General features: G+C 47.7%; 19 protein-coding genes. 7 read left to right on the top strand and 12 right to left on the bottom strand.

All coding sequences use genetic code 11. The features are described from left to right. Nucleotides 1-130: 130 nt before the first annotated feature. Nucleotides 131-355, bottom strand: coding sequence for a YuzB family protein (locus QMZ64_RS17460; RefSeq protein ID WP_003186096.1), 225 nt, complete (start codon nucleotides 353-355; stop codon nucleotides 131-133). Nucleotides 356-574: 219 nt separating this feature from the next. On the opposite strand from QMZ64_RS17460, the gene QMZ64_RS17465 reads away from it, so the two are divergent. Beyond that, nucleotides 575-1,363, top strand: coding sequence for an RsfA family transcriptional regulator (locus tag QMZ64_RS17465; protein ID WP_265625397.1), 789 nt, complete (start codon nucleotides 575-577; stop codon nucleotides 1,361-1,363). Between the two features lie 179 nt (nucleotides 1,364-1,542). Continuing rightward, complete coding sequence (locus QMZ64_RS17470; RefSeq protein ID WP_265625396.1) at nucleotides 1,543-1,872, top strand: YjdJ family protein; 330 nt, start codon at nucleotides 1,543-1,545, stop codon at nucleotides 1,870-1,872. A 169-nt stretch (nucleotides 1,873-2,041) separates the two neighbouring features. On the opposite strand, the gene lipL is transcribed toward QMZ64_RS17470, so the two are convergent. The 7 genes from lipL to QMZ64_RS17505 form a co-directional block, all read right to left on the bottom strand. After that, complete coding sequence (gene lipL, locus QMZ64_RS17475) at nucleotides 2,042-2,887, bottom strand: octanoyl-[GcvH]:protein N-octanoyltransferase (RefSeq protein WP_026580256.1); 846 nt, start codon at nucleotides 2,885-2,887, stop codon at nucleotides 2,042-2,044. Nucleotides 2,888-2,990: 103 nt separating this feature from the next. Continuing rightward, nucleotides 2,991-4,196 (bottom strand): 4-hydroxybenzoate 3-monooxygenase, encoded by a 1,206-nt coding sequence (locus tag QMZ64_RS17480; protein ID WP_265625395.1) that lies wholly within the window; start codon nucleotides 4,194-4,196, stop codon nucleotides 2,991-2,993. 15 nt (nucleotides 4,197-4,211) lie between these two features. Then, the gene (locus QMZ64_RS17485) at nucleotides 4,212-5,588 is read right to left on the bottom strand and encodes an MFS transporter (protein WP_301441495.1); all 1,377 of its coding nucleotides are present in this window, start codon (nucleotides 5,586-5,588) and stop codon (nucleotides 4,212-4,214) included. A 38-nt stretch (nucleotides 5,589-5,626) separates the two neighbouring features. Next, on the bottom strand, nucleotides 5,627-6,478 hold the full coding sequence (locus QMZ64_RS17490) for a DODA-type extradiol aromatic ring-opening family dioxygenase (protein WP_265625393.1): 852 nt from the start codon (nucleotides 6,476-6,478) through the stop codon (nucleotides 5,627-5,629). Between the two features lie 23 nt (nucleotides 6,479-6,501). Continuing rightward, nucleotides 6,502-6,693, bottom strand: a complete 192-nt coding sequence (locus QMZ64_RS17495; RefSeq protein ID WP_020453317.1) for a 4-oxalocrotonate tautomerase — start codon at nucleotides 6,691-6,693, stop codon at nucleotides 6,502-6,504. Between the two features lie 14 nt (nucleotides 6,694-6,707). Continuing rightward, nucleotides 6,708-7,493: a 2-keto-4-pentenoate hydratase gene (locus tag QMZ64_RS17500; RefSeq protein ID WP_243941680.1), complete on the bottom strand. Its 786-nt coding sequence runs from the start codon at nucleotides 7,491-7,493 to the stop codon at nucleotides 6,708-6,710. A 14-nt stretch (nucleotides 7,494-7,507) separates the two neighbouring features. Next, a complete protein-coding gene (locus QMZ64_RS17505) occupies nucleotides 7,508-8,983 on the bottom strand; it encodes an aldehyde dehydrogenase (RefSeq protein ID WP_243941679.1) in 1,476 nt (491 codons plus the stop codon). A gap of 201 nt (nucleotides 8,984-9,184) precedes the next feature. Here QMZ64_RS17505 and QMZ64_RS17510 point away from each other — a divergent pair, with 201 nt between their 5' ends. Both QMZ64_RS17510 and QMZ64_RS17515 read left to right on the top strand, forming a co-directional pair. Further along, the gene (locus tag QMZ64_RS17510; RefSeq protein WP_243941677.1) at nucleotides 9,185-9,964 is read left to right on the top strand and encodes an IclR family transcriptional regulator; all 780 of its coding nucleotides are present in this window, start codon (nucleotides 9,185-9,187) and stop codon (nucleotides 9,962-9,964) included. An 18-nt stretch (nucleotides 9,965-9,982) separates the two neighbouring features. After that, nucleotides 9,983-10,933 carry an amidohydrolase family protein gene (locus QMZ64_RS17515; protein ID WP_243941674.1) on the top strand — a complete coding sequence of 317 codons (951 nt, stop codon included), beginning with the start codon at nucleotides 9,983-9,985 and terminating at the stop codon, nucleotides 10,931-10,933. Between the two features lie 43 nt (nucleotides 10,934-10,976). On the opposite strand, the gene pta is transcribed toward QMZ64_RS17515, so the two are convergent. After that, nucleotides 10,977-11,948 carry a phosphate acetyltransferase gene (pta, locus tag QMZ64_RS17520; protein ID WP_020453322.1) on the bottom strand — a complete coding sequence of 324 codons (972 nt, stop codon included), beginning with the start codon at nucleotides 11,946-11,948 and terminating at the stop codon, nucleotides 10,977-10,979. Between the two features lie 290 nt (nucleotides 11,949-12,238). On the opposite strand from pta, the gene hemQ reads away from it, so the two are divergent. Next, entirely contained in the window at nucleotides 12,239-13,003 is a 765-nt protein-coding gene (hemQ, locus tag QMZ64_RS17525; protein WP_106070915.1) for a hydrogen peroxide-dependent heme synthase, read from the top strand. 47 nt (nucleotides 13,004-13,050) lie between these two features. Here hemQ and bslA read toward each other — a convergent pair whose 3' ends face one another. Further along, nucleotides 13,051-13,590 (bottom strand): biofilm surface layer hydrophobin BslA, encoded by a 540-nt coding sequence (gene bslA, locus QMZ64_RS17530; RefSeq protein WP_189319643.1) that lies wholly within the window; start codon nucleotides 13,588-13,590, stop codon nucleotides 13,051-13,053. 422 nt (nucleotides 13,591-14,012) lie between these two features. Between bslA and QMZ64_RS17535 the strand changes: the two genes are divergently transcribed. Further along, nucleotides 14,013-15,359 (top strand): TrkH family potassium uptake protein, encoded by a 1,347-nt coding sequence (locus QMZ64_RS17535; RefSeq protein WP_265625391.1) that lies wholly within the window; start codon nucleotides 14,013-14,015, stop codon nucleotides 15,357-15,359. Here the strand turns inward: QMZ64_RS17535 and QMZ64_RS17540 are convergent. Beyond that, nucleotides 15,349-15,483 (bottom strand): hypothetical protein, encoded by a 135-nt coding sequence (locus QMZ64_RS17540; protein ID WP_265625390.1) that lies wholly within the window; start codon nucleotides 15,481-15,483, stop codon nucleotides 15,349-15,351. The two genes, QMZ64_RS17535 and QMZ64_RS17540, sit on opposite strands and share 11 nt — an antisense overlap. Nucleotides 15,484-15,597: 114 nt before the next feature. Here QMZ64_RS17540 and gerQ point away from each other — a divergent pair, with 114 nt between their 5' ends. Beyond that, nucleotides 15,598-16,134, top strand: a complete 537-nt coding sequence (gerQ, locus tag QMZ64_RS17545) for a spore coat protein GerQ (RefSeq protein ID WP_243941670.1) — start codon at nucleotides 15,598-15,600, stop codon at nucleotides 16,132-16,134. Between the two features lie 41 nt (nucleotides 16,135-16,175). Here the strand turns inward: gerQ and QMZ64_RS17550 are convergent, their stop codons facing one another. Continuing rightward, nucleotides 16,176-17,321: an ABC transporter permease gene (locus QMZ64_RS17550; protein ID WP_243941668.1), complete on the bottom strand. Its 1,146-nt coding sequence runs from the start codon at nucleotides 17,319-17,321 to the stop codon at nucleotides 16,176-16,178.

Below are 17,321 nucleotides of genomic sequence, written 5' to 3' on the forward strand. Positions count from 1 at the left end.
TCTTTTAGGTCTGTTTCTATTATATCGAGTCTGCTTTTTTGAAAACATCCTTGAATTTACCCGGCTATTTGTTCCAGACTGCAAAAAAGCCGGCAAACAAGCAAAAACGCCTGACCCGTTAGGGAGGCGGTTATTTTTTGAGTTTCTTTTTCACTTTTTCGATCAGCTCGTCTTCATCAGGAGCTGACAGCGGACGATTATTGACAAACGCGAACGATTTTTTTCGTCCCGGCCCGCAGTAAGACTGGCAGCCGATTTCCACTTTTGCATCCGGATCGATTTCTTTCAGACGGGGCAAAAGCGTCTTTAAATTAGTGGCCTGACAATCGTCGCATACTCGAAATTCATTAGCCATTTCATACGCTTCCTTTCGTTTTGTTCATCTGTCTTTATGAAAGGCATTCAACCGTGCCGAACTTTGATAAAAAATGACACCATCCTTCATTTTACAAGGATTCTTTCATTCCTGCAAGGATCGCGCTAAAAAAATCAGTTCCTATTCTTTTAGCAAACTTGTATAAATATTTTCCAAAATGGACAATCTAATACCAATACTGACAATGGGAGTTGAGAAGTGATGAAACAAAGACAAGACGCTTGGTCTGAAGAGAATGATTTACTGCTTGCTGAAACGGTATTGCGGCATGTCAGGGAAGGCAGCACACAGCTGAACGCCTTCGAGGAAGTCGGAGACAGACTGAACAGGACATCAGCCGCCTGCGGTTTTAGATGGAACGCGGTTGTCCGCCACCAATACGAAAAAGCATTGCAGCTGGCTAAAAAACAAAGGAAGCAAAGAATGCGCGCCCTTGGAAACGGCCAGCCGGCGAAAAAACGCTTATTATACAAGCCGCCTGTCGAAACAGAGGCTGAACCGCCTGCAGAAAGCGTCGTTGAGCAGCAGAACGCAACCGCCGATTCAAGTGAACAGCAGCCGATCGCCAGCGAGCATCTGCCTTATGTTGATGAGAGCTTTAAAGAAGAGTTAGCTAGTTTATCGCACCTTCTATCGCCAAACCAGCCGCAGGCCGGCCATACAGCCGATTCATCGAAAGACATGACAATCGATGATGTGATCCGCTTCCTGCAAAACTATACAGGAAACGAAGCACAGACTGCCGCTTTAAAAATGGAAAATGACCGCTTAAAACAGGAAAATGAAGAGCTGACGAAAAAAGTTGAAAAGCTTGAAGCGGAAGTCAAAAAGCTGGAAAAAGACCAGTCGACCATCCAGGAAGACTACGAAACGCTCGTAAAAATTATGAACCGTGCAAGAAAACTAGTTTTATTCGAAGAAGACGAACACGCTGCGCCCGCCTTCAAAATGGACCGGAACGGCAATTTAGAAAAAATGGCTGAATAGCGCTTCCAGAGTATGCGGCAGAGAGAAGCTCAGACAGCCAGGACTGACAACGCATACAAAGATTTGCCGATTCGCTGATACCCCTTTCTTGAAAAAGGGGGTATTTTTACCTCTTCTGCTTGCTTCCATATGACAAAAATTTCATAATAGGGATAGCAATTTATAAGGCGGGGTATTCGATGAAGTTTGTTTTATACGCGGTACAGTTCGGCACGGCATCCCTTTTGTTTTTGTTTTCTGCATTGGCAAGCTGGTATCAAGGCAGCGAGCTTTTAAAGGTGCCGTGGGAGTGGAAATATACAGCTAAATTTACAAAGTTGCTCTATGAAGGGGACTCCATAAAACACGCACACGATATTTCCCAGCTTGATTTTTTCGTCTACGCGGCCAAGCATACACCGGCAACCGTTATTTTAATGGCCGTCAGTTTGGCGTATATTATCGCTTTGGCGGCTTATCTTCTCATCAAAACATATATAAAACGAAAAAGCGCTTCAAGCGCAGCATAAAAAAACCGCTCCGCAAGCGGTGAGGTGTGACAAAATCCTGAAACGTTCAACCGTTTTAGGATTTTGCCGTCTTTGAAGCATTTTCACAGTCCGCTAGAGGCAACTGCGGTTTTTCACCGCTTTAAGCATGCCTGCCAACGAATATAACGGGAGCGCAGAGGCTCTTCTTCTATCCAAACACTTTTTCATTCCGCTCAATCATACGGACGAGGTTTTTTTCATACGCTTCCTCTTCTGCGGGCGTGAGGGGGCCTTGATAAATCTCCCCGCCCAGCTCTTTCAGCTGTGTCAGAAGCAAGAGCATCAAGTCCTGCACCGAGATGTCTTCATTGAGAAGCTCAGAGAGCGAAGCCATCGTTTCCGGGCGAATATCGGGATAAACGGCTTTTGTTTTCCCGCGCATGTCTTTCAATGCGGTGTCGTAGAAGCGTTTGATCAGCTCAGCGCGACCGCTTCCGCTTTGATCAGCGCACAAATAAATTTGAACAGCCACTCCGCCTCTCAGCCGCCTCTGGGAAATTCCCGCAAATTTCCTTCCCCCGATGCTCAAATCAAAGCTCCCCGGACAGTAAGAGCCTTTGATTTCATAGGCTTCGATTGCCGCGTCATAGGATGACAGCATTCGCTTCACTAGCTCAAACATCGCTTCATAGCCCCGGTCGATATCAATTCCGTTTTTCTTATCCTGAAAAATCAGCGAAACGTTTAAAACCCCGCTGTCCAAAACGACGGCCAGTCCGCCGGAATTGCGAACGATGACTTGATAGCCCGCTTCTTCAAGCAATGAAATCCCGTCTTGTAAATAAGGGAGCCTTGTATCCTGAATTCCGAGCACGATCGTGTCGTGGTGCACCCAGGAACGCGCCGTCGCCGGAGACAAACCCTTTCCGACAGAAGCGCACAGCGTATCATCTATCGCAAATGATTGTTTTGCATCAAAATATGGGCCGAGACTGGATTGGTCAATGATTCTCCATTTCGGCTGGATGAGTAGATCAATCGGTTGCTTTGCCATATATATTGTAAACCCTTTCGTTATGCATTTCAGCCAACATCCATTATACCATTTACGAAAACATGATGCGGGATTTTTCTTATCTCCGGCGCTTCCCTTTCATTCATGTGACGCTTAAAGACGGTTCTCCGAACTCGAGCGGCAGCCCGACGTAATTTTCGGCAAGACTTTGAGCGGCCGCTGTTGAGGTTGTGACATGGTCAAGCTCAGCCAACTGTATTTGGTAGTCAAATGGCGTGTAGCCGTGATGGCGGTGCAGCAGGGATGTCATATACCAGGAAAAGCGCTCCGCTTTCCAGACGCGGCGGAGGCAAGCCTCAGAATAGCCGTCCAGCCGTTCGGTTTTGCCGGCTTCGTAATAGTCTTCGAGCGCCCACGCAAGCCGCTGGACATCCGCCATCGCAAGATTCAGGCCTTTCGCACCGGTCGGCGGTACAATATGCGCGGCATCCCCCGCTAAATAAAGTCTGCCGTATTGCATCGGATCGCATATAAAGCTTCTCATCGAGACAATGTTCTTTTGAATCACCGGGCCTTCAGTCAGCTTCCATCCGTCATCGGCCGACAGCCTTAAATGTAGCTTCTCCCATATCCTTTCGTCCGGCCAGTTCCCGATTGAATCTGAAGGGCTGACTTGCAGGTAAAGCCGCTGGATTTCCGGAGTCCTCGTGCTGACGAGGGCAAACCCGTCTTCATGATGGGCATACACAAGTTCAGACGAGGACGGAGGAGCTTCGGCCAATATGCCGAGCCATCCGTATGGGTACTCCTTTTCGTACTCTTTGCGAATCTCCTTCGGAATGCTTTGTCTGCTCGGCCCGTGAAAGCCGTCGCACCCTGCAATGAAATCGCAGGTCAGTTCTTCTGTATCGCCGTTTTCAGTCTGATAAGTGATGACGGGCGCTTCTGTATCAATATTTGACAGGCGGACGCCAGACACATTGAAAACGATGCGCCCTCCCGATTGCAGACGGACATCGATTAAATCTTTGATCACTTCATGCTGGGGATAGATAGCAATGTGCTTTCCTCCCGTCAGCTTGTGCATATCAATTCTGTGCCGCTTGCCGCCAAAGCGGATCTCAATCCCCTGATGAAACATGGCTGTTTTCATCATCCGTTCACCGGCGCCTGTTTCATTTAGCAAATCTACCGTCATCTGTTCAAGAACGCCTGCACGGATGGTCTCTTCAATCTCCTTTCGCGAGCGGGATTCGATCACGACCGCTTCGATTCCCCGGCGCTGGAGCAGGTTTGCGAGCATAAGCCCGGCAGGCCCCGCTCCGATAATTCCCACTTGTGTCCGCAAAATGGTTTCCTCCCTTTATCCATGTTTTGATGTGGCTTCTAACGTAAACTCGGCGCTTTCCGATTTAGAGACAAAATCAAATGAAGCGTGCTTCTCTTGGACGAGCATGATGCCGAGTGCAGCAAAAACACTCGGGACCGCGAACACCATGAAAGCCTGCTTCGGCTCCATCCCGGCAGCAAGAATCAATGCAAACAGCGAAGGCGCAATGATCGCTCCGAGTCTGCCGACCCCAAGCGCCCAGCCGATTCCGGTCGCTCTGATTTCTTTCGGATAATATTCTGAAATATAAGGATTGGCGATATTTTGCGCTCCGACAGTGCATGCTCCGCCTAAAGCAATCAGCAAGTACAGAAGAACGGGGTTCATCGTCATTCCAAACGCTGCAAAACAAAAGGCTCCGATGATATACATAGCCGCAAGCACTTTTTTATGGCCGGCTTTATCTGCCAAATATCCGCCGAGCACCGCTCCTGCGGCTTGTCCGCTGCACAGCGCCAGATTGAATGACAAGCTTGACGACAGCCCGTAGCCTGACGCCTGCATCATTTTCGGAAGCCATGTATTTAAGCCGTAAACCATGAGAAGACAGCTGAAAACGGAAAGCCAGAATGCGAATGTGCTCGCTGCACGTTTTTGTTCGAACAGTTTTTTAACCGGAAAGCCTTTCTTTTTTTTCGCAATCACCGAAATTTGATAATTGTCGTCTTCCCTGTACCGTCCCGCCGGATGCACCTGATTGAGAATCTCAGCCAGCGCTTTCGTCTTTTTCTTCAAAACGTAAAATGACAAAGATTCAGGGAACCGGTTGAAAAAGAACGGGAGCACGAACAGCGGTACGGCTCCGATCAGATACAGCACTCTCCAGCTAGTCCCGGGCACGGCGAACATGCCGACGAGGGAAGCCAGCACACCGCCTGCGGAATAGCCGCAATACATGGCGGCTACGATCACCGCCCTGTTTTTTTTCGGCGAATACTCTGTCATCAGCGAAATCGCATTCGGCATCAAACCGCCCATTCCAAGAGCAGCGAGAAACCGCATGATCGTAAACAAAAGCGGAGAATCGATCAGCCCGGCTAATGCCGTCAACAGGCTGAACAGAAAAATACAGAAGCCTAACACCTTTTTGCGGCCGTATTGATCTGCGAGCGGTGAAAAAATAAGCGCGCCGAGCATCATACCAATCAATGTATAGCTGCCGATCGCTCCGGCTTGAATGGCGGTCAGGCTCCATTCCTCCATCAGCCACGGCAGGCTGACGCCGTACATCGCAATATCATAACCGTCAAAAGCGATGGCGAAAAAACACCATAGAAAAACAGTCAGATGCACTTTGTTGAATTTGCTGGCTGCCATGATTTCTGCCGGATGAACTGAACGATTTTTCATGTTACCCTCCATGATTCTAATCGTATTATGAAAACAGCTTAACGCACGGTGTCTTTTTCATCGAAAGCGTGCGTGCGGGCTTTTTGCCCCGCCGGTTCGAATGCCATGACGACATTGGAGCTCCCCGAAGACTGGCCGTATCCGTAAAACGTGCTTTTACATCCGTCTTCAAGCACGCCCAAAAGCATTGCAATATGGCGGCCGCCGGCTTCAAGTCCGGCGTTTTTAGCATATTGAGGCAGCATCTGCTGAGCAGATATAAGATCGTTGTCTGTTAAATAGGTTAAAAATTGAGCATCGAGGGCTTGTTCGGCCAAAGTCGGCATGCATTCGGGCCCTCTCACTAAATGGTGGCTGAGTGCCCCGCTGCTGATGAACACGATTTTCTTTCTGCTTTCCTTCAGTACTCTTCCGGCAATCCGGCCCCACAAATATGTTTCTTCCAGGTTCGCGGCCAATGTAACCGATAAATCGATGACCGGAATATCCCCTTTTGGAACGAGATAGCGCAGCGGAACAACCGTCCCGTAGTCCCAGCAGTAGGCGGGATCATTGATCGGAATGACGGAAAGCCCCTCTTTTGCGCCGGCTTCGGCCAACTGCAGCGCCAATTCCGTGTCCCCGGGGTAAGAATACGGAACATCGGAAATTAAATTCGGGCACTCCAATGCTGTTAAAACACCTTGATGATCGGGAGCCGCATCGATCAGATGATCGAAGCTTGACGTCCAGTGACAGGAATTCAAGACAACGGCATCAGGCTGAATTCTTTCGATGATCCCGGAGAGCCGCTTCATCCCTTTGACCAGCTCTTTTTGAAAGTCAGGGGTTTTATCTTCAAAGCACATCCTCGGTGTATGCGGAACAAGCGCCGCCAATTCGATTGACATGTCGATTCCTCCCATCGCCTTCTTTAAGGTCTTAATTTTGAAACCGGTGTTCCGCCTATGCCCCAGTGGCTTTTAGGAATTTCGGTGACAAGAACACGGACGTTTTCCCTCGGAGCATCAAGGGTGGCGCTCAACGTTTCCGTCACTTTTTGAATGACTTCCTCGACCTTTTCAGGCGGCCGGCCTTCTAATAGTTGAATATGAACGATCGGCATATGATCACCTCAGGTTATGATTGGACTGAAAATGATACATCTCCCAGTCCTTCTACTTGTGCTGAAACGCGGTCGCCCGGCTGCAGCATGACAGCTCCCGTTACACCGCCCGTTAAAATGATGCTTCCGGCCGCAAGCTTTTGTTTCTTCCTGGAGAGCATATTGGCGAGCATGGCCGCCGAATTTGCGGGATGTCCGACAACTGCTGCACCAGTGCCCTGCTCTTTGACCTCGCCGTTTATCACTAAAGAGACTTTTGCTTCATCAAGCTTGAAATGGTCCGGCATCTTCACTTTTTCACCTAACACCACCCTTGAAGATGACGCATTGTCCGCAATGACATCAGGCAGGGTAAATGAGAAGTTTTCATAACGGCTGTCAATCACTTCAAGAACGGGAATCAATTCAGCAACGGCTTCAAGGACCTGCTCCTTTGTAACACCCGGCCCTTCAATATCCTTTCCAAGCACAAAAGCAATCTCGGCTTCAACCTTCGGGTGAATCAGCTCGTTCATCCGGATGCTTCCGCCGTTTGGTACGATCATATCTTCAAAAATATAACCATAGATCGGCTCCTCGACGTTCATCTGCTCCATTTTCGCCCGGCTTGTCAGGCCCATTTTCGGACCGATAATGCCGTTGCCATCCCATAATTTCAGTTGAATCAGTTCTTCTTGAATCGCATACGCCTCTTCGACGGTCAGCTCCGGGTAGTCCTTTGTGATTCTTTCAACCTCGCGCTTCTCTGTTTCGGCAAGATACAAGAGGCGCGCCGTATCTTTTAATGCTGTCGTATTCATCCGATTTCCCCCTTTTACAGCTTGATGCAAATATTGGTTAATTCGCTGAAGAACTCGAGGCTGTGAATGCCTCCTTCCCGTCCGATCCCGCTCTGTTTCATGCCGCCAAACGGCGTCCGAAGATCGCGGAGAAACCAGCTGTTGACCCATACCATGCCCGATTCGATTTGCCCGGCTACGCGGTGCGCCCGGCGGAGGTCGTTCGTCCATACGGTCGCGCTTAATCCGTAATGTGTATCATTAGCCTGTGCAATAACTTCCTCCTCTTCGTCGAACGGAATCACCGTCACGACCGGCCCGAAGATTTCTTCTTTGATGAGCCTGGAATTGCGGGAAAGTCCGGTGATAATCGTCGGTTCAAGAAAGCAGCCGGATTCCTGTCCTTCAGGGCGTTTTCCTCCGGTTAAAATAACGCCGCCTTCCCGTTTGGCCAATTCGATGTAGTTCATCACACGCTCGGTGTGTTCAGAAGAAATTAAGGCGCCGATATTCGTATCCGGATCAAAAGGATCGCCGACTTTGAGCTCTTTCGTTTTCTCAACGAACTTGTTCAGAAATTCGTCATACGCTTCCCGCTCGACATAGATGCGGGAGCCGCTCATACATACTTCGCCCTGGTTGACGAAACTCGATTTCAATGAGATGCTGACGGCTTCCTCCATGTCGGCATCGGCAAAAATAATATTCGGGTTCTTTCCTCCCAATTCAAAGGAAAGTTTCTTTAATGTTTTCGAAGCAGCTTCCATAATGATTTTGCCGGTTGTCGTTTCTCCCGTGAAAGATATCGCATCAACATCGGGATGCTCAGAAAGCGCAGCGCCGGCGGAATCAGGCCCAAACCCGTGGACGATGTTGACGACTCCGTCAGGCATTCCTGCATCATGGCAGATTTCCCCGAGGAGCGTGGCTGTCAGCGGCGTCAGTTCAGCCGGTTTGATGACGGCTGTATTTCCCGCCGCCAGACAAGGCGCCAATTTCCACGTCAGCAAAAGCAGCGGCAAGTTCCACGGATTGATCAGCCCGACGACACCGACCGGACGGCGGATCGCATAATTGATTGCAAGATCGTCAGTTTGATAAGCTTCTGTTCCGGCTCCTCTCATAAAATCCGCAAAAAAATGAAAGTTGAAAGCAGCCCGCGGAATATCTAAATTACTTGAGAGCGAAAGCGGCTTCCCCGTATCCAATGTCTCGAGCCTTGCCAGTTCGTCTTTACGCTCAAGTATGATGTCGCCGACCTTTCTGATGATCCGAATCCTTTCGTCAGCGGTCATGTTTTTCCAGCGTCCGTTTAAAGCACGCCTTGCTGCCGCGACTGCAAGATCGACCTCTTTTTTGCCTCCTTCCGCAACGCTCCCGATGATTTCCTGTGTAGCCGGATTGATGTTGTCAAACGTACTGCCGTTCTCTGAAGGAAAGTACCTGCCGTTTATGTAGTGCTGACAGTCAAAAGGTTTTACGAGTTTTGCCGATGGGGTCTGAACATTCATATTCTACAAACATCCTCCTTTTCAAATCCTTTCCATTAAGTTAAATGATTTTAAACGACAAGAAAACAGCCATGTTCCTCTATGCGGAACAAATCGGAGATTTTTTCCGAAAATTTGATATTTTCCGCTTTTTTATTTTTTAAATCATGTTATATTATGGAATAAAAGGCAACGAAAACAAGGGAGAGAGTTGAGGAACCTATGACTGTTGAGACAAAGGACCACCAGCTGCTCGGTTCAGTAAAAAATGCACTTCGGCTGCTTCAATCGTTTACATTAGATACACCGGAAAAGAAACTAACCGAACTCGCCTCATCGCTCGGCCTCGGAAAAAGCACAGTCTCGCGCCTTTTGACTACGTTGGAAAGCGAAGGGTTTGTCATGAAGGACCCGGAATCCAGAAGATACAAGCTCGGCTTATCGGTTCTGAAGTTAAACACCATTGTCAACTCCACTCTTGAAATCAACCGCGAATCCCAGCCGGTCCTAAAACGGCTGACAGAAGAGACCGGCGAAACGTCGCATATTGCGATGCGACGCGATCTCAGCGTCGTTTATCTCAATCGGACGGAAAGCCCCCGCCCTGTCGAACTTCTCTCATATATCGGGCGGCAAAACCCGATGCATTGCACAAGCTCGGGCAAGGTGCTTCTCGCCTTTGACGAAGACGGCATATTGGATGAGTATGTCAAAGAAGGCTTGAAAAGCTGTACGAAACAAACGATTACAGACGGGGACAAATTAAGGGAGGCGCTGAAAACCGTTAAAGAAAACGGATTTGACGTCAGTTGCGGGGAGTTCATTGATGGTGTCACATCCATCTCAGCTCCCGTTAGAAACCACGCGGGACGAGTGTTGTACGCCGTAAGTGTCGTAGGCCCCGCAGAACGCATAAAAGCCCGGCAGGCGAAAATCGTATACCAAGTAAAAAAAGCGGCCCGGGATATTTCCGAAAGAATCGGGTACTGGAAACGAATATAAAAATTGGGGGAATCGGCTTTGTATGATCTTCACACGCACTTTATACCGCACGATGTGCTGCTTTGGCTGGACGACAATGAAAAGAAGGTTCACGCCGTCCGCGAAAAAAAAGCTGGCTGCCAAGCGGAGTTTTTGACGGTCAATCACAAATGGGGCTTTGAATTAAAAGAGCTGTTCTATCAGGAAGCTTTATATTTGGAAGCCCAGCAGGAGGCCGGCGTTACACACTCATTGGTATCGCCGGTTCCCCAGCTTTTCCTCTACGATCTCGCCGAAGAAATCACAGACGAATTGTCCTTTGTATACAACAAAGCGCTTGCCGGATGGGTAAAAAAACACGACGGCCGCCTTTCAGGACTCGGCACCGTCCCGCTGAACAGCCCGTTACAGGCGAGCGAGCGCCTGAATGAAGCGATGAACAACGGCCTTAAAGGAGCGATTATCGGCCCCGGCGCTTCGCAAATGCTTCTCTCAGACGAAGCATTTACACCGTTTTGGGAAACGGCTGACAGAAGAAAAGCGATTATCTTTATCCATCCGCTTCTTTCTGAAGATCCGCGGCTCCGCCGCAGGATGCTGCCAAATTTGATCGGCGTTCCGTGGGAAACGACAATTTGCGCCGCTGACCTTTTGTTAAGCGGGTTTACAGACCGTTTTCGCAATGTGAAAATTCTGTTGGCGCACGGCGGCGGCTTTTTGCCTTATCAGATCGGAAGACTGGACAAAGGATATGACAAATGGGCCGGTGTTTCTTCATCGCTTTCGGCGCCGCCGCGCGAATATTTGCGGAAGTTTTGGTTTGACAGCGTGCTGTGGGAGAAAGAAAGTGCGGCATATTTGAAGAAGCTCATCGGAGAAGACCGCCTTGTTCCGGGTTCCGATTTTCCTTTTGACCTTTGTCAGTGGCCGCCTCTCGATCCCGGTCGAAAAGGGGCGGAATCTCTGCTGAATGTAGCGATTGAAGCATAAAAAAAGGCGAACCTCTTCAGGTTCACCTTTTTAAAAAAACAAATTACAGCGCTTGAACCGCCGTAATCAGCGCAAGATTATAAACGTCTTCAGCGTTGCATCCTCTTGAGAGGTCGTTTACAGGCATGTTCAGCCCTTGCAGAATCGGACCGACCGCTTCGAAGTTGCCAAGGCGCTGAGCGATTTTATAGCCGATGTTCCCCGCTTCAAGGCTTGGGAAAACAAATACGTTTGCATCACCTTTAATGACGGAGTCCGGCGCTTTTTTCTCAGCGACAGACGGAACGAATGCCGCGTCAAATTGGAATTCGCCGTCCAGTGTAAGCTCAGGCGCTTTTTCTTTGGCGATTGCAACCGCATTGGCTACCTTTTCAGTTTCGTCTGATTTTGCCGAACCTTTTGTTGAAAAGCTGAGCATGGCGACACGAGGGTCAATGTTGAACATTTTCGCTGTGTTCGCACTTTCGATTGCGATTTCCGCAAGGTCCTGACTGTCAGGCGCAATATTGATCGCACAGTCTGCGAATACATACTGCTCATCGCCGCGCGCCATGATAAAGACGCCGGAAGTTTTCTTCACGCCTTCTTTTGTTTTAATAATTTGCAGTGCAGGGCGAACCGTATCCGCTGTTGAATGAGCCGCACCGCTGACAAGACCGTCGGCAAGTCCTTTATAAACAAGCATCGTTCCAAAATAGTTTTCGTCTAAAAGGATTTGGCGGGCCTGTTCTTCCGTCGCTTTTCCTTTGCGGCGTTCAACGAAAGCCTGAACAAGGTCTTCCATTCCTTCGTATGTATGAGGATCGTATATGTCAACGCCATCCAGCGTCAAATTCAACCCGTTCGCTTTATCTTTGATTTCCTGCTCGTTTCCAACAAGGATCGGCTTTAACACGTTGTTTCCGGCCAAGTCGTTGACAGCTTTAAGAATGCGCTCGTCCATACCTTCCGGAAATACGATTTTAACTCCTTTTCCTGCTACTTTTTCCTGCACTGTTGTAAATAGATCTGCCACTATATACCCTCCTTGAAAGTGTCACAAATACTTCATTTCTCTATTAAGCATACTCTTTTGTGATATAAATTCAATCCTTCTGTATTTTATTATAATGCTTTCACTTTTTAAACGCTTTTTTTAAATTAATTTTAAGTGCGGCAGGCTTTAAACACTTCTATTAGTATATAACAGCCTTTCCCAGTTATACGACAGATCGTCACCTTTTGTTCAAATCTTCTAAACGGATAAAACGCGGCAAACTATGATATGATGAAGGCAAGTACATACAAATTGGGAGTGATTGCAAAATGAGCGAACAGCAAAAAACGAACGAAGCCGCACAAACGCTTGACGGCTGGTATGCCCTTCACGATTTCCGGACAATGGACTGGTCCGCATGGAAAATGCTTTCAAGCGATGAGCGCCAGATCATTATCAGCGAATTTACAGGTCTTCTTGAAAAATGGGGAGCTGCTCAAAAAGAAGGTAACGGAAGCCATACACTTTACAGCATTGTCGGCCAGAAAGCGGACTTCATGCTGATGATTTTGCGTCCTACGATGGAGGAATTAAATCAAATTGAACTTGAGTTTAATAAATCTAAACTCGCTGAATACACGATACCTGCTTATTCATACGTATCTGTTGTCGAGCTGAGCAACTATATGGGAAGCGGCGACGGAGACCCTTACGAAAATCCGCAAGTGCGTGCACGCCTGTACCCTGAGCTCCCGACCGCCAAATATGTCTGCTTCTATCCGATGGATAAAAGAAGATCGGGGGATGACAACTGGTACATGCTGTCTATGGAAGAAAGAAGAAGCTTGATGCGCAGCCACGGGATGATCGGACGCGGCTATGCGGGAAAAGTGAAACAGATTATTACCGGCTCAATCGGATTTGACGATTATGAGTGGGGCGTCACGCTCTTTTCAGATGATGTACTCCAGTTCAAAAAGCTCGTCTATGAAATGCGCTTCGATGAAGTAAGCGCCCGCTACGGTGAATTCGGTTCATTCTTTGTCGGCAACCGCCTCGCAAATGAACAGCTGCCTGCATTTTTGCATGTGTAATGATAAAAAGCTCCAAAGACCGAGGTCTTTGGAGCTTTTTTCCTAATTTACTTGCAGTTGCACGGCTGTGTAGGCGGAGTCGCCCTTTTTTGCACCTCGATTGAAGATTCAGCATAAAAAGTCGATCCGAGCCCCAGCACTCTGTTCTCCGCCCGGAATGTATACTTCCCTGCGGCAGGCAGCGTTTTGTTTGCCAGCACCAGCTTAAACTCCGCAATGCCCAACAGATCAATTGTAAGCGGCAGCCTTACCGTTTTTCCGTTATTCAAAATTTGCCCCGTTGTCAGCGCTCTTCCGTTCACGGTATCTTTCGTTGTTGCGGAAAATCCCGACGGCAATGTAAATTCAACCGTTCCCAGCGCCAGAATTGAATTCGGACGATACGTCAGCTCAATATCCGAGAACGACCACTCCTGTTTGCTGGCACCTGTTATCACCGAATACAAGGAAGCTTTCGCAGCCGGGCGGTAGACAGATTCAGTTTTGGTTGTTTGAGCGCTGGCCTGGAATGAAGGCAGAAAAATCGCAACCATCATCACGAGACTAACCGCCAAGATTGACAATTTAGAACGATACATTCTTTTCAACACAGCAATTCCCCCTGGTCATCATTTTTTTCATCATTCGTCATGACGAAAGCGTGCAAGAAAGGCAACATCAAGCAACGCCTTCTTTCCAAAGCGCCGGCACTTTGGTGATTTCTATTAAAAACTACCATTTTTCCAGCAGGTAGTAAATGTTTTCCATGTCATATTTTTAAAATAAATACAAAATAATAGAATTTAACCAGGCGTTGCTCCTCTTGATTTTCTCCGCTGTGCTTTAGTAAAGGACAAAAGACCCGTCTACATTCCTTCTCTTCATTCTCCTGATTTTTGTTGACAAACGATGTATCTGGCTGTACATTATTGACATTATTGAAACATTACCATCTGTGTTTAAAATTGAAATCACCTTGCTTTTTCTCCATTCATGTTTTGACTGAATGGATGAAGAAAGGAACGAAAAAATGCCTAAATTGGTTTCTTCAAATCTTGTAAAAGGTAAGATCATCAATATTAGTCCGCCGCAGACGCTGGCGCTCAGTTTCTTGATTATCATTGCGATCGGCGCCTGTTTATTGAAGCTGCCCGGTGCCTCCACAACTTACATTTCATGGGTGGATGCTTTATTTACAGCCACCTCTGCAACTACGGTTACGGGCCTTGTCGTTGTCGATACAGGGGCAGATTTTACGGTTTTCGGACAAACAGTTATTATGTGCCTGATTCAAATCGGCGGACTCGGCTTAATGACATTTGCCGTCCTCGTCGTCATGATGATCGGCAAAAAAATCGGCTTGCAGCAGCGGATTCTCGTGCAAGAAGCATTTAACCAGACTTCTTTAGGCGGACTTGTCCGCTTGGTCAAGCATTTGTTTATTTTCACCATTGTTATAGAATTTGTCGCATTTTTGATCCTTTCGATCAGATGGGTTCCTGAATACGGTTTGCAAAAAGGCTTGTTTCATAGTTTGTTTAACACGATTTCAGCCTTTAACAATGCGGGGTTCTCCCTGTGGCCGGACAGCTTGTCTCAATATGTCGGCGACCCGATTGTCAACCTTGTCATCACAGGCCTTTTCATTACAGGGGGTATCGGCTTTACCGTTCTGCTGGATTTATGGACAAAGCGAAACTTCCGGACATTATCGCTGCATTCCAAGCTCATGATCGTTGGAACATTGATCATCAATACGACAGCCGCCTTGCTGATTTTTATTTTGGAATACTCGAATCCGGGTACGCTCGGCGGACTGCCTTTAGCCGACAAAATGTGGGGCGCTTACTTCCAAGGTGTGACACCGAGAACTGCCGGATTCAATACGCTTGATATCGCCCAGATGACAACGCCTTCCCTCCTGTTAACCATCGTTTTGATGTTTATCGGAGCCGGAAGCGCGTCAACAGGGAGCGGAATTAAACTGACAACGTTTATCGTGATGATCTTGGCGACGATCACCTTTTTAAAGGGAAAAAGCGAGACGGTTGTGTTCAAAAGGGCGATTAAGATGAAAACCATTTTAAGAGCTTTGGCCATCATTGTGATTAGTTTTTTATTCGTGCTTTTCGCATTATTTATATTGACGATCACAGAGAATGCTCCATTTTTGGAAATCGTCTTTGAAGTATTTTCCGCTTTTGGAACGGTCGGCCTGTCAATGGGACTGACACCTGATTTAACGACCGCAGGCAAAGCGGTTATCATGATGATGATGTTTATCGGCCGCGTCGGGCCTTTGACTATGGCGTTTACGCTGGCCAAGCCGAAGAAGGCGCCGATCCGCCATCCTGAAGATGAAGTGATTACTGGTTGATATGCAGAAAGACCGCTCTTTTCACGAGCGGTCTTTCTGTTTTTCTCTTTCCAACATGATGTGTCGTCATATTCCATCCCGCCCGTTCATACTGTAAAAGGGATGGGAAATATTGATCTATCATCTTGAGTCAGCCCCCCTGCTTTTACAGCCGGATCGTCTTCATAGCAGCACTTTATCATTCCTCATGTATGGACGGTAGGCATGACTTTGACACAATGAAATGAGGAGGAACGAGATGAAATTTAAAAAAAATCAATTTCAGCCGCTTCAGGAGCTTGAGGTGCCGGATTTCCGGCAGCAAATGGGGCCCAACCCTTATCCGCAGATGGGACAGATGGGGCAAATGTACCAGCAGCAGGGACAGCAGCCTTTCACCCAAATGGGAGGGCAGCAATCGCATCAGCAGCCCGGCCCACAGCTGTTTCAGCCGCAGCCGGCAGGAGTCCAGGTCCCTCCGATGCCTTCAGCACAGCAGACTTCGCCGAGCATCCCAGGCATGCTGCCGCTTGAGCAATCCTACATTGAAAACATTTTGCGGCTCAATCGCGGAAAAGTGGCAACCGTATATATGACATTCGAAAACAATCCGGAATGGAATGCGAAAGTCTTTCGGGGAGAAATTGAAGCAGCCGGCCGCGACCACATCATTTTAAGCGACAGAAAAACTGGCACACGCTATTTGCTGCTGATGGTGTATCTTGACTATATTACGTTTGATGAGCCGATCACTTATGATTATCCGTATTCAATGGCCTCATACACCCCAAGATAAAGGTTCGGTTTAATTAAAACCGAACCTTTTTTTTATCAATATTAAGCAAAGTTTCTCACATCATTATTGCGTTTGAATTTGTAAATAACGATGAGGAAAAAGACAGCAGCGAAAGCAAACAGGATCATGATATTCAAATACAGACTTTGAAGCTGCTGTCCCTCCTGCAATTTCGCCAGCGTATCCAGCACCCATCGCTGCGGAAGAAAGTCCGCGATACGCTGTGCGAAAGACGGCATGATTTCAATCGGCCAAAAACATCCGGACAGCATGATCGTTGGCATAAAAATTAAATTTCGCAATACCCCGGATGACTTGGAGCTGTTTGCAAAGACGACTGTGATCAATGCCAGGCCGACCGCGCTTAGCGCAAAGATAAACAGCACCGCTGCCATCTCCCAAAATGAGATGCCGGTCTCCATGCGGAACACATATTTCACCATCATCAATGTTAAAAAGATTTGGCATGTGATGACAGACATACTGACGGCCACGTTGGACATCACGTACTGCCTTGCCGTTATCGGTGTGGTCAAAAGCCTGAAGTACGTTCTGTTCTCTTTTTCCTTCACTAACAGTTCGGTCAAGCTTCCCGCTGAAAAAAGCATCGCCATCAGAAGAAAACCGACCGTCCGCTCCGTCATGTTTCTATTTTTCGCCGTGTCTTCAACCGTATATGTTTTGACACCCGTTTCAGAACTCCGGTAATTTTTATACATTTCCTCAAAACGCTTTTCATTCCCCTGCGCCGATTTGCCGATTGCGGCAATATTATCAATATAATGATAAACATACGATTTCACAAATCCGGTGATTTCAGCGCCTTTGACAGATGCAATCGCGATATGAGCCGGTTCTCCGCTCTGCACGCTTTGAGAATAGCCTTGTTCAAACGTAATGACGCAATCAAGCTCCCCTGACGCAACTTGACTTTTCCCTTCTGCTTCACTGACCGTGCTGATGTTGACATTCTCGATCCCCTTCAAAAAATCCTTAGTATCCTCGGCGATTCGTCCACCGTCATGATTGATAATTCCAACGCGCAAATCTGTCTTGTCCATGCTTCCCTCTGTTAAAAGCGATACGAATATGCCTAGTAAGGGCAGACATACAAACAGAAAGATATTGATCTTCTTTTTGAAGGTGACATTCAGTGTGTTTTTGACAAGCCATAGCATTTCTTTCAT

This window comes from Bacillus sp. LB7, from assembly GCF_030449715.1.
In the GTDB taxonomy this organism is placed as follows: domain Bacteria; phylum Bacillota; class Bacilli; order Bacillales; family Bacillaceae; genus Bacillus; species Bacillus paralicheniformis.

Bases quoted from the DNA above. Each gene is read 5' to 3' on its own strand.
- QMZ64_RS17460 (WP_003186096.1), bottom strand. From the start codon at position 355: ATGGCTAATGAATTTCGAGTATGCGACGATTGTCAGGCCACTAATTTA.
- QMZ64_RS17470 (WP_265625396.1), top strand. From the start codon at position 1,543: ATGAAGTTTGTTTTATACGCGGTACAGTTCGGCACGGCATCCCTTTTG.
- lipL (WP_026580256.1), bottom strand. From the start codon at position 2,887: ATGGCAAAGCAACCGATTGATCTACTCATCCAGCCGAAATGGAGAATC.
- QMZ64_RS17485 (WP_301441495.1), bottom strand. From the start codon at position 5,588: ATGAAAAATCGTTCAGTTCATCCGGCAGAAATCATGGCAGCCAGCAAA.
- QMZ64_RS17490 (WP_265625393.1), bottom strand. From the start codon at position 6,478: ATGTCAATCGAATTGGCGGCGCTTGTTCCGCATACACCGAGGATGTGC.
- QMZ64_RS17495 (WP_020453317.1), bottom strand. From the start codon at position 6,693: ATGCCGATCGTTCATATTCAACTATTAGAAGGCCGGCCGCCTGAAAAG.
- QMZ64_RS17500 (WP_243941680.1), bottom strand. From the start codon at position 7,493: ATGAATACGACAGCATTAAAAGATACGGCGCGCCTCTTGTATCTTGCC.
- QMZ64_RS17505 (WP_243941679.1), bottom strand. From the start codon at position 8,983: ATGAATGTTCAGACCCCATCGGCAAAACTCGTAAAACCTTTTGACTGT.
- QMZ64_RS17510 (WP_243941677.1), top strand. From the start codon at position 9,185: ATGACTGTTGAGACAAAGGACCACCAGCTGCTCGGTTCAGTAAAAAAT.
- hemQ (WP_106070915.1), top strand. From the start codon at position 12,239: ATGAGCGAACAGCAAAAAACGAACGAAGCCGCACAAACGCTTGACGGC.
- QMZ64_RS17535 (WP_265625391.1), top strand. From the start codon at position 14,013: ATGCCTAAATTGGTTTCTTCAAATCTTGTAAAAGGTAAGATCATCAAT.
- QMZ64_RS17540 (WP_265625390.1), bottom strand. From the start codon at position 15,483: ATGATAGATCAATATTTCCCATCCCTTTTACAGTATGAACGGGCGGGA.
- gerQ (WP_243941670.1), top strand. From the start codon at position 15,598: ATGAAATTTAAAAAAAATCAATTTCAGCCGCTTCAGGAGCTTGAGGTG.
- QMZ64_RS17550 (WP_243941668.1), bottom strand. From the start codon at position 17,321: ATGAAAGAAATGCTATGGCTTGTCAAAAACACACTGAATGTCACCTTC.